The 13,662-nt window shown below is 66.4% G+C and carries 7 protein-coding genes; 6 read left to right on the top strand and 1 reads right to left on the bottom strand.

Going from position 1 to position 13,662, the window contains the following annotated elements; all coding sequences use genetic code 11:
• Positions 1 to 252 precede the first annotated feature (252 nt).
• The 6 genes from ACOABP_RS08485 (at position 253) to ACOABP_RS08460 (ending at position 12,780) form a co-directional block, all read left to right on the top strand.
• Positions 253 to 2,565 carry a primosomal protein N' gene (locus tag ACOABP_RS08485; RefSeq protein ID WP_474227722.1) on the top strand — a complete coding sequence of 771 codons (2,313 nt, stop codon included), beginning with the start codon at positions 253 to 255 and terminating at the stop codon, positions 2,563 to 2,565.
• Between the two features lie 195 nt (positions 2,566 to 2,760).
• Complete coding sequence (gene putA / locus ACOABP_RS08480; protein ID WP_474227721.1) at positions 2,761 to 6,723, top strand: trifunctional transcriptional regulator/proline dehydrogenase/L-glutamate gamma-semialdehyde dehydrogenase; 3,963 nt, start codon at positions 2,761 to 2,763, stop codon at positions 6,721 to 6,723.
• Positions 6,724 to 6,882: 159 nt separating this feature from the next.
• Positions 6,883 to 8,022, top strand: a complete 1,140-nt coding sequence (locus ACOABP_RS08475; protein WP_474227720.1) for a branched-chain amino acid ABC transporter substrate-binding protein — start codon at positions 6,883 to 6,885, stop codon at positions 8,020 to 8,022.
• Between the two features lie 291 nt (positions 8,023 to 8,313).
• Positions 8,314 to 10,266: a hypothetical protein gene (locus ACOABP_RS08470; protein ID WP_474227719.1), complete on the top strand. Its 1,953-nt coding sequence runs from the start codon at positions 8,314 to 8,316 to the stop codon at positions 10,264 to 10,266.
• A gap of 184 nt (positions 10,267 to 10,450) precedes the next feature.
• Entirely contained in the window at positions 10,451 to 11,665 is a 1,215-nt protein-coding gene (locus tag ACOABP_RS08465; protein WP_474227718.1) for a cation:proton antiporter, read from the top strand.
• Positions 11,665 to 12,780 (top strand): YbdK family carboxylate-amine ligase, encoded by a 1,116-nt coding sequence (locus tag ACOABP_RS08460; protein ID WP_474227717.1) that lies wholly within the window; start codon positions 11,665 to 11,667, stop codon positions 12,778 to 12,780. Before ACOABP_RS08465 ends, ACOABP_RS08460 begins: the two co-directional genes overlap by 1 nt.
• A 58-nt stretch (positions 12,781 to 12,838) precedes the next feature.
• On the opposite strand, the gene ACOABP_RS08455 is transcribed toward ACOABP_RS08460, so the two are convergent.
• Positions 12,839 to 13,585 (bottom strand): MBL fold metallo-hydrolase, encoded by a 747-nt coding sequence (locus ACOABP_RS08455; RefSeq protein ID WP_474227716.1) that lies wholly within the window; start codon positions 13,583 to 13,585, stop codon positions 12,839 to 12,841.
• Between the last annotated feature and the right edge of the window lie 77 nt (positions 13,586 to 13,662).

Below are 13,662 nucleotides of genomic sequence, written 5' to 3'. Positions count from 1 at the left end.
TGGTGGGTGCAAGGTCGATGAAAGCCTTGTGCCAGGCGCCTTGCCGGGAAGTTGGTGCGACTTTTCAACAAAGTTATCCACAGGGCCGATCGAAGGGGTGGAAAACCATCCGTGGATCATCGACTTAGGGTCACATTTGAAGTTTTACTTTAAGTTGATGTTGCGCCGCACACAGACACTCGCCCCCGTTCTCTGCTCCTCGCGCATGCACAATGACAGCGCAACCGGGCTGCACCATGCAGGGGTCTGCGCATGACCTCGCGCGTGCCCGATTCCGCTCAAGCGGGCCTTGACCCGCAACTTGTAGCGTCCTCCCCACACGTATCCTCCGTTCGCATTGTTCGCGTCGCCCTGGACACGCCAGCCGACGACTGTTTCGACTATCTGGCCGATGCCGGCGTGACGCCTGGCGAACTCGTGGTGGTGCCCTTTGGCAAGCGCCAGGCGGTCGGGGTGGCGGTTGCGCTTGTGGATAACTCTGACGTGCCGGAGGACAAGCTCCGTCCTATCGTCCAGCGGATAGGCTGGATGTCGCCGTTGTGTGCCGAATGGCTCGCATTGGCGCGCTTTGCCGCTCGCTACTACCATCGCCGGCTCGGCGAAGTGATGCTGCCGGCGCTGCCGCCGTCGCTGCGGGAGTCAGACACCTGGGAGCGCCTGGGGCAGCGCGCGCGCACTACGCAGTACCGGGTACGCCCGGGCCACGCCGAAGCATTGCGCGAGGCCGCCCCGCCGCGTGCGCGCACCGTTCGCGCGCTGGCGGACGCCCTGATCGACGCGCAGGACTGGGTACGCCTGGCCGATGCCCGCGAACTCTGCACGGCGGCACCGGCACGGCTGGATGAATGGACGGACGCCGGCTGGCTCGAATGCGTGCATGCCGATCGGCCGCTGCTGGAAACGGATACGACCCGCGAGGCGTCCGTCGCGCCCAACTTGCATGCGGAGCAGCAGCTGGCGGTGGATGCCATCGCTGCCGTACAAGGCTATGCCGCCTTCCTGCTGCATGGGGTGACCGGCAGCGGCAAGACCGAGGTCTACCTCCATGCCATGGCACAGCGGCTGGCTGCCGATCCCAAGGCCCAGATGCTGATGCTGGTGCCTGAGATCAATCTCACGCCGCAACTGCAATCGCGCATTGCCGAACGCTTTCCGCATCTGCCGCTGGCCGTGCTGCACAGCGGGCTGGCCGACCAGGAACGCAGCCTGCAATGGCTGGCGGCCCATCGCGGCGAGGCCCGCATCGTACTGGGTACGCGCATGGCGGTGATGGCGTCGCTGCCGCGGCTGAGCCTGATCGTGGTCGACGAAGAGCACGATACGTCCTACAAGCAGCAGGAGGGCCTGCGGTACTCGGCACGTGATCTGGCCGTCTGGCGCGCCAACCAGCTGGGCATCCCCGTGGTGCTGGGTTCGGCAACGCCCTCCATGGAGACCTGGTATCGGGCGGAACAGGGCGCGTACCGCAAGCTGGTGCTGCGCGAGCGCGCGCAGACCGATGCGGCCTTGCCGGTCGTGCGTCTGATCGACCTCAATCACGAGCGGCAGCGTCAGCGCACGCTGTATGAAGGCCTGTCGGTGCCGCTGCTTGATGCGATCCAGCAACGACTGGACCGCGGCCAGCAGAGCCTGCTGTTCCTGAACCGGCGAGGCTATGCACCGGTGCTTGCCTGCGACAGTTGCGGCTGGCTTTCGGGGTGTCCGCGATGCTCGGCGTACCTGGTGCTGCATCGCCCCGAGCGGCGCCTGCGCTGCCACCACTGCGGTCTGGAATCGCCGGTGCCTCATCATTGCCCCGATTGCGGCAACGTGGATATTGCGCCACTTGGGCGCGGCACGCAGCGGATCGAGGAAGCATTGGCCGCACGCTTTCCACAAGCCCGCGTCGCCCGTATCGATGCCGACTCCACGCGGCGCAAGGGCAGTGCCCAGGCGATGTTCGACGAAGTCCATGCGGGCGAGGTCGATATCCTGGTGGGCACGCAGATGGTGGCGAAGGGGCACGACTTCCAGCGCGTGACGCTGGTCGGCATCGTCCATCCGGACGCCGCGATGTTCAGCCACGACTTCCGCGCCGCCGAGCACCTGTTTGCATCGCTGATGCAGGTGTCCGGTCGGGCGGGCAGGGCGGGGCTGGGCGGCGAAGTCCTGATTCAGACCCGCTACCCGGACGCCCCCGCATTGCAGGCTCTGGCGCGCCATGACTATGATGGATTCGCGGCCAGCCAGTTGCGCGAGCGGCGGCAGGCCGGGTTGCCCCCATTTGCCTACCAGGTGCTGATTACCGCCGAGCATGGCCAGCTGGAACGGGCGCTGGCGTTTCTGCAGGCGGCGCGTGAACAGGCCGATACCTGCGCGATGGCGCCCGAGGTGCAACTGCATGACCCGGTGCCGATGTCGATGGTCCGGTTGTTCAACAAAGAACGCGCCCAGATGCTGGTGGAGGCGGGCTCCCGTCCCGTCTTGCAACGCTTCGTGAGCGAGTGGGTGCCAACTTTCGATGAAGTTGGCACGCGTGTGAAGGGGGTGCGCTGGCAGTTGGAAATCGATCCGCTGCGGATCTGAGGGCCCGCCGAAGCAAGCGGAAATGTTGCGTCAGTGCAACCTTTTCGGGGCGGTAGAACTAAGTGGTTGCACTAGGTTGCACCTAGTAAATCTCCGAGAGTAAGATCGCGCCAGCCCGGTAGTCTGGCCGGTACGCTCGCGCGTATCGTCGGCACTGCCAACCGTCTTACCAAGATCCGCTGGAGAACTGCCCGCATGGCCACCACCACCCTTGGCGTCAAGCTTGACGATGCTTCGCGCGAACGCCTCAAACGTGTTGCCCAATCGATCGACCGCACGCCGCACTGGCTGATCAAGCAGGCGATCTTTACGTACCTGGAGCAGGTGGAACGTGGTCATCTGCCGCACGAGACCGGTTCGGCCGGGCTGGCCGACGGCGACGGCACCGACGCCGGCGATGCCGCGCACGGCGACGCCATGCCGCAGCCGTTCCTGGAATTCGCCCAGAGCATCCAGCCGCAGTCGGTGCTGCGCGCAGCCATTACCTCGGCCTACCGCCGCCCCGAAACCGAATGCGTGCCGGTGCTGCTGGAGCAGGCCCGCCTGCCGCAGGCCCAGGCCGACGCCGCCATCAAGATGGCCAAGGCGCTGGCGCAAAAGCTGCGCGAGCAGAAGGTAGGTACGGGCCGCGAAGGCCTGGTGCAGGGCCTGATCCAGGAATTCTCGCTGTCGTCGCAGGAAGGCGTGGCGCTGATGTGCCTGGCCGAAGCCCTGCTGCGCATCCCCGACAAGGCCACGCGCGACGCGCTGATCCGCGACAAGATCAGCGGCGCCAACTGGCAGTCGCACCTGGGCCAGAGCCCGTCGCTGTTCGTCAATGCCGCTACCTGGGGCCTGCTGCTGACCGGCCGCCTGGTGGCAACGCACACCGAAGCCGGCCTGTCGAAGGCGCTGACGCGCATTATCGGCAAGGGCGGCGAGCCGCTGATCCGCAAGGGCGTGGACATGGCCATGCGCCTGATGGGCGAGCAGTTCGTGACCGGCGAGACCATTTCCGAAGCGCTGGCCAACGCCCGCAAGTACGAAGCCGAAGGCTTCCGCTATTCGTACGACATGCTTGGCGAAGCGGCGATGACCGAGGCCGACGCGCAGCGCTACCTGGCGTCGTACGAGCAGGCCATCCACGCCATCGGCCAGGCATCGCGCGGCCGGGGCATCTACGAAGGCCCGGGCATCTCGATCAAGCTGTCGGCGCTGCACCCGCGCTACAGCCGCGCCCAGCACGAGCGCGTGATCTCCGAACTCTATGGCCGCCTGAAGAGCCTGACGATGCTGGCCCGCCAGTACGACATCGGCATCAATATCGACGCCGAGGAAGCTGACCGCCTGGAAATCTCGCTCGACCTGCTCGAACGCCTGTGCTTCGAGCCCGAACTGGCCGGCTGGAACGGCATCGGCTTTGTGGTGCAGGGCTACCAGAAGCGCTGCCCGTTCGTGATCGACTACCTGATCGACCTGGCCCGCCGCAGCCGCCATCGCCTGATGATCCGTCTGGTCAAGGGCGCCTACTGGGACAGCGAAATCAAGCGCGGCCAGGTGGACGGCCTGGAGGGCTATCCGGTCTACACGCGCAAGGTCTATACGGACGTGTCGTACGTGGCCTGCGCGCGCAAGCTGCTGTCGGTGCCGGACGCGATCTACCCGCAGTTCGCCACGCACAACGCGCACACGCTGTCGGCCATCTACCAGATCGCCGGGCAGAACTACTATCCCGGCCAGTACGAATTCCAGTGCCTGCATGGCATGGGCGAGCCGCTGTACGACCAGGTGGTGGGCGCCAAGGCCGACGGCAAGTTTGGCCGCCCGTGCCGGATCTATGCCCCGGTGGGTACGCACGAGACGCTGCTGGCGTACCTGGTGCGCCGCCTGCTGGAAAACGGCGCCAACACGTCGTTCGTGAACCGGATCGCCGATGAAACGATTCCGCTCGACGAACTGGTGGCCGACCCGGTGACCGTGGTCGAGCAGATGCACAAGACGGAAGGCACGATGGGCCTGCCGCATCCGCGCATTCCGCAACCGCGCACGCTGTATGGCAACTCGCGCGCCAATTCGGCCGGTATCGACCTGTCGAACGAGCACCGCCTGGCGTCGCTGTCGTCCGCGCTGCTGGCGGGTACCAGCGATGTGCTGCGCGCCGACCCGCTGCTGGGCGCCGATGTGGACCGTGCCGATGCCAGGACAGAACCGGTGCTGAACCCGGCCGACCACCGCGACGTGGTGGGCCATGTGAGCGAAGCCACGCCGGCCGAGATCGAAGCCGCGCTGACGGCTGCCGTCAATGTGGCGCCGATCTGGCAGGCCACGCCGCCCGAGGTGCGCGCCGCCGCGCTGGAACGCGCCGCGGACCTGATGGAAGCCCAGATGCAGTCGCTGATGGGCATCATCATGCGCGAGGCTGGCAAGACGTTCTCGAACGCCATTGCCGAAGTGCGCGAGGCCGTCGACTTCCTGCGCTACTACGCCGTGCAGGTGCGCGAGACGTTCTCGAACGACACGCACCGCCCGCTGGGTCCCGTGGTCTGTATCAGCCCGTGGAATTTCCCGCTGGCGATCTTCACCGGCCAGGTTGCCGCCGCGCTGGCCGCCGGCAATCCAGTGCTGGCAAAGCCGGCCGAACAGACCCCGCTGATCGCCGCCGCTGCCGTGCGCTTGCTGCGCGATGCTGGCGTGCCGGCCGGTGCCGTGCAATTGCTGCCGGGCCGTGGCGAAACGGTGGGTGCCGCGCTCGTGGGCGATGCCCGCGTCAAGGGCGTGATGTTCACCGGCTCGACCGAAGTGGCACGCCTGCTGCAGCGTAACGTGGCGGGCCGCCTGGACGCCGCCGGCCGTCCGATTCCGCTGATCGCCGAAACCGGCGGCCAGAACGCGATGATCGTCGACTCGTCGGCGCTGGCCGAACAGGTGGTGGGCGACGTCGTGAACTCGGCGTTCGATTCCGCCGGACAGCGCTGCTCGGCACTGCGCGTGCTGTGCCTGCAGGAAGACGTGGCCGACCGCATCCTGGAAATGCTCAAGGGTGCGATGGGCGAACTGACGCTGGGCAACCCGGATCGCCTGTCGACCGACGTCGGCCCGGTGATCGACGACGAAGCGCGCGGCAATATCGTGCGCCATATCGAGGCCATGCGTGCCAAGGGCCGCCGTGTGCACCAGGCCGACCTGGGTGCCGCGCAATCGGCGGCCTGCCGCAACGGCACGTTCGTGCCGCCGACGCTGATCGAACTCGATTCGATCGAGGAACTCAAGCGCGAGGTGTTTGGCCCGGTGCTGCATGTGGTGCGTTACCCGCGCTCGGCACTGGACACGATGATTGGCCAGATCAATGGCACCGGCTACGGGTTGACGTTGGGCATCCATACGCGTATCGACGAAACCATCGCGCATATCGTTGACCGTGCGCATGTGGGCAACCTCTACGTGAACCGCAATATCGTGGGTGCCGTGGTGGGCGTGCAGCCGTTTGGCGGCGAAGGCCTGTCCGGTACCGGCCCCAAGGCCGGCGGCCCGTTGTACCTGCATCGCCTGCTGTCGGTCTGCCCGCAGGATGCGGTGGCCAATGTCGTGCGTGCATCGGATGTCAACGGCGGCGCCGCAGACGCGCCGGCATCGCCCGAACTGGCCGCGCTGAAGGCGTGGGCGCAGTCGGCACAGCCGGAACTGGCTGCCGCCTGCGACCGCCTGGCGGCCGCATCGGCTTCGGGCCTGTCGGTGACGCTGCCCGGCCCCACGGGCGAGCGCAATACGTACTCGCTGCTGCCGCGCGAGCGCGTGCTGTGCCTGGCCCAGCAGGAATCCGATCTGGCGCTGCAACTGGCGGCCGTGCTGGCCGTGGGTTCCGAAGCGTTGTGGACTGACACACCTGTTGCAAAGGCGCTGTTGGCGCGCCTGCCTGCCGCAGTACAATCGCGCGTCCGCGTGGTTTCCGACTGGCTGGGCACGGACATCGCCTTCGATGCCGTGCTGCACCACGGCGATTCCGACCAGCTGCGCACGGTCTGCGAACAGGCGGCCACGCGTCCCGGCCCGATCGTCGGCGTGCAGGGCCTGGCCCAGGGTGAACCGAATATCGCGCTGGAGCGTTTGTTGATCGAGCGTTCGCTGTCCGTCAACACGGCGGCGGCGGGCGGCAATGCAAGTCTGATGACGATCGGCTGAGGCCACGGGCCACTGCGGATTGTCAGCAAAGTGTGTGGCGGGGGCCGGCGATCCCGACCCTGCCGCGCAACCCAGGAACGGAACGGTGCTGCCAACGCCGATCCGCAAATATGCCGACACCGGCACCATATGGCACCCTATGGGACCCAAGGAGAACTGATGAGCTCGACATTCCGCAAGACGGCCATGGCCGTTGCAGGCCTGACCGCTGCCTCGGCCGCTTTCGCCCAGGCACAGGAAATCAAGCTGGGCTACGCCGGCCCGCTGACCGGCGGCCAGGCACAGTACGGCAAGGACATGCAGAACGGCATCGTCCTGGCAATCGACGACATGAACGCCACCAAGCCGAAGATCGGTGGCAAGGAAGTCAAGTTTGTCCTGATCTCCGAAGACGACCAGGCCGATCCGAAAACCGGTTCGGTGGTGGCCCAGAAGCTGGTGGACGCCGGCATCCAGGGCATGCTCGGCCACTTCAATTCGGGTACCAGCATTCCCGCGTCGATGGTCTACAACCGCGCCGGCATTCCGCAGATCGCCATGGCGACGGCGCCTGAATACACCCGCCAGGGTTTCAAGACCACGTTCCGCATGATGACGTCCGACACCCAGCAGGGTTCGGTGATCGGTGCCTTCGTGGTGAAGAAGCTGGGCGCCAAGAACATCGCCATCGTCGACGACCGCACCGCCTACGGGCAGGGCCTGGCCGACGAGTTCGAGAAGGCGGCCAAGGCCGCCGGCGGCAAGATCGTGCGCCGCGAGTTCACGAACGACAAGGCCGTTGACTTCAAGGCCGTGCTGACCAACATCAAGCGCAGCAACCCGGACGTGATCTTCTACGGCGGCGCCGAGACCCAATCGGCCCCGATGGCCAAGCAGGTCAAGGAACTGGGCATGAAGGCACCGATCGTGTCGGGCGAAATGTCCAAGACCGACAACTTCCTGAAGCTGGCCGGCCCGGCTGCCGAAGGCACCGTGGTGTCGCTGGCCGGCCTGCCGCTGGAACAGATGCCGGGCGGCAACGCCTACGAGAAGAAGTACGAGAAGCGCTTCGGCTCGAAGGTCCAGACGTACTCGCCGTACGCCTATGACGGCGCCACGGCGATGATGACCGCCATGATCAAGGCCGGCTCGGCCGATCCGGCGCGCTACCTGCCGGTGCTGGCCGCCACGAACATGCAGGGCGTGACCACCAAGACCCTGGCCTACGACGCACGCGGCGACCTGAAGGACGGCGGTATCACCGTCTACAAGGTCCAGGGCGGCAAGTGGACCGTGCTGGAAACGGTCGGCGGCAAGTAATCGCCACGATTGCCACAGCTTTGATGCATTTCCTGTAGTACTTCAGCACGCCGGACGGCTTTCCTACGGACGGCGTGTTCTGAACGGGTAGCACTGACGCCACCCGGGCCTGGCCCGTGGTGGCGTTTTTTATGGTGTCTGCCCATGGGCATGGGTCTGTTCTGCCCTGGAAGACCCCAGTCCCCGCCACCGTCAACCCAAATCAGACCCCTTTCCGCCCCTGTTCTCTTCCAAGCGAGTCACGCCAATGGCGCATAATTCCGCTTTTGCCGAATTCTGAAGGAGCGGGCCGTGCAGGATGTCCGTTACGAGCACGCGATCGCGCTGGCCAATGCCGGGCGCCATGACGAGGCGCTGCAGATTGCCGACCAGCTGTGGGAGGCACACCCCGAAGTAGTGGATTACGCCGCGTTGCGCGCACAGATCCAGTCCGACCGTGGCGATGTGGCTGCCGCGCTGGCTGCGCTGGACGAAGCCATGGCGCGTCTGCCCGAATTGCCGCTGGCGCCGATGCACCGCTGGGCGTCGCGTGGCGCGCTGGTCCATATGTATGGCACCTTGCTGATGCGCGACGGACGCGACACCGAGGCGCAGCCGTGGCTGCACGAGGCGGCACGCCGCAACGGGCTGGCCACCGGCGAATGGGCCGCGCACTTCTATGCGGGCTTTGTCGCGTTCCGGCTGAACGACTTCGCGCTGGCCGGCCGTTACTGGCACGACCTGCTGTACCGTGCCCCCGACCTGGGTGCCGGCGACATCCTGCCGCTGGTGCAGGATTACGTGGCACGCAGCGATGCCGCCGAGCTGCTCGGCGAGCCGCTGCTGCGCATTTGCCTGGGGCGCATCGCGCTTGATTCCCCGGAACTGCTCGACCTGACGCCTGCGCAAGGCGATGCACTGGCGGCCGCCCAGGCCGAGCGCGTGCTGGCCGAACAGCCCGATCACGCCGAGGCACGGCGCCTGCGCGCGCCGCTGCGGCTGGGTTCCGAACCCGCCGCTGCGCTCGACGATCTGGAAACCTATCTGCGCCAGCGCCCCGATCCGCTGGCCCAGGTGCGCGCGCTGACGTGGCGCCACCAGGCCAATGTGGCCGCCGGTGCCAGCGCCCCGGCGCAACCGGCATGGACCGGCTTTGCCGTGACGGCCGATGCCGACGACGGCGCCCTGTACTTCCATGCGGCCACCGCGCTGGGCAGCTTCATCGATGAGGTTCCCGCCTCGCAGGCGGCGCTCAAGCCGATGCTGGAAGCCATGTGCCGCAAGGGGCTGTCCTGCTTCGAAGCGTATTTCGAGACCGGCGAGGGCGATGCCCAGGGCCACGGCGGCAACGCCGACCCCCATCTCTATTCGCTGCTGTGCCGCCTGATGGCGCGCACGCTGCCGGCCGGCGCCGCGAACCTGGAAGAAAAGGTTGCGCTGCACCGCAAGGGCATGGCGGCCAGCGACTTTATCGATCACTGGATCGACCTGCTCGACGCCTACGCATCGGCCGGCCAGCACCAGCAGGTGGTGGATATGGCGGGCGAGGTGCTGAACCGGTATCCGGTGGAGCGCAATCCGGCGGATGTCAGCTGGGCCTTCAGCCGCCTGGTGGCGGCCTGGGCGGCGATCGGCGGGCGCGAGGCCACCGAATCGGCCAGCGCCGCGCTGGCGCATATGGATGCCCGGCTCGATGCGCTGCCCGTTGAGGCCCGCACCGAAGGCGCCCATGCGATGGCCCATGCACGTGCCCATTACGGCACGCTGCTGCAGACCGGCATGGGATCGATGGACGAGCACGACAAGGCCGATGCCATCGCCGAACTTGAGGCACTGCAACGGCGCTCGCTGCTGATCGACGACGCCTGGGTGTCGGGCCGTTTCGGCCAGATCTGGCGCGACCTTGGTGACCATGAGCGGGCCATGCCGCTGCTGGAGCAGGCTGTGCAACTGGGCGAGGGCGATGCGCGTCAGCAGGCACCCGCGCGCGTGCAGCGCGCCAGGCTGCTTGTGGACCTGGAGCGCCATCCCGAGGCGCTGACCGACTTCCAGATCGCCTTTGCCGCGCGCGACGACTGGGACGCGCAGACCTGGCTGGCCGCCGTCCAGGCCGCTCTGGGCATGGGCCAGCGCGAAACGGCGTTGGGATGGTTCGAGCGGGCACGCGTGCTCGACGCCGAAAAGGGCGGCACGCGTGGCTTGTACGCCAAGGTGGAAACGGCACTGAAGGCCACGCGGCCCAAGTGGAAGCTCTGGGGTATTTGAACGCCCGGCCGGAGAATGTGAGCCACCGCACGCGGGACAAATCTGATTTTGCAAGTCCTACAAAAGCGCTATCGGAGACGATGGCGCTTTTTCATTGGAGAAGGCGAGAGTTGTCGGCATGTTCTGGAAAGTGTCGGACAAGCACTTACATTTCCTGACGTGTCCTTCCGTTACCATGTCGCGCATGAACGGATTGAGCCAACTATTTCCCTCGCTGCCGCTGGCGCCGGGCGGACTCTTCTGGGTAGGCCTTGCGCTGGTTGGCGCGGGCCTTGCCGGTGAAGTCTGCCGCCGCTGGCTGGGCTGTCCACGTATCGTCGGCTACGCGGTGGTAGGGCTGTTCGCCGGCATGCTCGGGCGCAGCATCGTCGACGACAACATGATCGCGCAGACCCGCGTGCTGATCGACATGGCGCTGGCTCTGGCGCTGTTCGAGCTGGGTCACCGTCTGTCGTTGTCATGGCTGCGCGCCAACCCGTGGCTGCTGATCACAAGTGCCGCCGAAAGCCTGCTCACCTGGGGCCTGGTGTCCACGGTGCTGCAGTGGATGGGGGCGTCGCCAGGGGTGGCGATCCTGGCCGGCGGTATCGCGGTCAGCACCTCGCCCACCATCGTGCTGCAGCTCAAGAACGAACTGCGTGCCGACGGGCAGGTGACCGAGCGGCTGATGGCAATGTCCGCGCTCAATTCGATCTACGCCGCGGCCATCGTGCAGGTGGCTACCGGCTGGCTTCATTCCGAATACGGCAACCTCGGTGCGGCGCTGCTGCATCCGCTGTACCTGCTGGTGGGCTCGTGTCTGCTGGCGTGGATGGTGGGCAAGTTCGGCCATGCCATCTACGCGCGCATGTCCGCCGACGACCACTACAGCTTCCTGGTGCTGGTGGGACTGGTGTTGTTCACGCTGGCGCTGACCCGGGTGCTGAAACTGTCGATGCCGCTGACGCTGATGCTGGCCGGCGTGGTGTTCAAGCACCAGGACCGCCAGCCGCATGTGTGGCCCACGCACTTCGGCAGTGCAGGCAGCCTGCTGATCATCGTGATGGTGGTGTCGCTGGGCCTGCCGCTGACCGCCAAGGACTGGGTAGTGGGCGGATCGCTGGCCGTGGCGCTGGTGGTCTTCCGCCACATTGCCAAGCTGGCCGGTGTGGTATCGCTGGGATCGTTCTCGGGGCTGAGCCTGCGCCAGTGCGCGGCGCTGGGGCTCGCGCTGGCGCCGATGTCCGGGCTGGCTTATCTTTTGATGAGCGACGTTGCCCGCCTGTACCCGGGCACAGGGGCGCCGCTCGCATCGATCATCCTGTGCGCGCTCGCAATCGAGCAGCTGCTTGCCCCGATCATCGCGGCATGGGCGCTGCGCTACGCCGGCGAGTCGCGTGACCATGGAGGAGGGCGCTGATGTCGCTCGAACCGTTCAAGCATTCCGATGCACTGACCTTTGGCGTCGAGCTGGAACTGCAGCTCGTCAACCGGCACGACTATGACCTGGCGCCGTTCGCGCCAGACCTGATCCGCGCGCTGAAAGGCGCCCAGCACGCTGGCGATATCAAGCCTGAAATCAGTCCGTCGATGATCGAGATCAGCACGGGCATCTGCCGCAACTACGCACAGGCGCTGGAGGAGCTGACCGTGATGCGTGACCTGATGGTCAATGCGTCGCGCGGGCTGAACCTTGGCATCTGCGGCGGCGGCACGCATCCGTTCCAGGTCTGGTCGGATCGCACGATCTCGAACTCGCCGCGCTACCAGTACATTTCCGAGCTCTACGGTTACCTGGCGAAGCAGTTCACGGTGTTTGGCCAGCACGTTCACATCGGCTGCCCGAGCGCGGACGAATCGCTGTTCCTGCTCCACGCGATCGGGCGCTACGTGCCGCACTTTATTGCACTGGCCGCGTCGTCGCCTTACGTGCAGGGTGTGGATACCGGCTTCGCGTCGGCGCGCCTGAATTCGGTGGCAGCGTTCCCGATGAGCGGACGCGCCCCGCACGTGCTGACCTGGGACGGCTTCAGGGCGTACTTCGACAAGATGCGCGCCACCGGCGTGATCGAGAGCATGAAGGACTTCTACTGGGATATCCGTCCCAAGCCGGAGTTCGGCACGATCGAGGTGCGTGTGATGGACACCCCGCTGACCGTGCAGCGCGCCTGCGACATTGCCGCCTATATCCAGGCGCTGGCGCGCTACCTGTTGCTGTCGCGGCCATTCATGCCGCAGGAAGACGACTACCTGGTGTACACGTTCAACCGCTTCCAGGCTTGCCGTTTCGGCCTGGAAGGCGAGTATGTGCATCCGAACGAACTCACGCGGATGCCGATCGCGGACCATATCCTGTCGATCTGCGATGCGCTGGAGCCGCACGCCGAGGCGCTGGGGTCGCTCCAGGCGCTGGCCAATATCCGCGCCCAGGCGGCGGCACGCGACAACGATGCACGCCTGGTGCGCACGGTGAACGACGAGGCGCACAGCCTGCGCGACACGGTGCGCCGCACTTGCGAGTTGTGGGAATCCTGAAGCGCCGCCCGGGCTGACGCAGGGCGGCGCCTGGCAGGCGTGCCGAAAGCGGCCCGCCCTAGATGCCGTGCGGCACGCTCTCTCCGTCGCGGCCGCTTGCCAGCCCCAGCTGCTGGTTGGCCGGGACGGCAATGTCGATCAGCTTGGGCCGTGGCAGGTTCAGGCTGCGCATCATCACGATGAACTCGTCGCGTGTGCGGCCGGCCACCCGGCTGTTGGTGGCGCGCTCATGGCCGATCGTCGATTCGGTGCGGCCCTTGTAGTCGTGCGCGGGAAAGACGCGCGTGTCGTCGGGCAGGCGGAAAAGCTTCTGCGTCAGGCTGTCGAACAGCGTGCCGGCATCGCCCGACTGGAAGTCGGTGCGGCCACAGCCGTCGATCAGCAGCGCGTCGCCGGTGAAGATGCGCCGCGTCACGCCCTCGGGCGATGACTCCTCCCACAGGTAGCTCATGCTGCCGGCGGTATGGCCGGGCGTGTGGATCGCGCGCAGCACCTGGCGACCGAACGGAATCGTATCCCCATCGATCAGTTGTTTCAGCGCAGGCTTGATGTCGCAGCCCGAAGGCGCCGCCGTGCTGGCGCCCGTCAGCTGGGCAAGGTGGCCGGCCGACGTGATGTGGTCGGCGTGTGCGTGGGTTTCCACCACCCAGACGAGCTTGGCGCCAGTCTGCTCCAGCAGCGCAAGATCGCGGGCGTACTGGCGATCGACGGGGTCGATCAGCACGGCCTCGTGCGTGTCGGCATCGATCAGCAGGTAGGTGAAAGTGGACGATGTTTCGTCGAACAGCTGGTGAAAGGTCTGCATGGCAGTATTTTTCTGGCAAACCGAAAGTGCTTCCATGATACGTCGCCGGCGAGCGCCGGCAACCGGAATCCACTGCA

The sequence above is a fragment of the Cupriavidus sp. HE11 genome (genome assembly GCF_056097175.1).
This window is presented reverse-complemented; position numbering and strand designations above follow the sequence as displayed.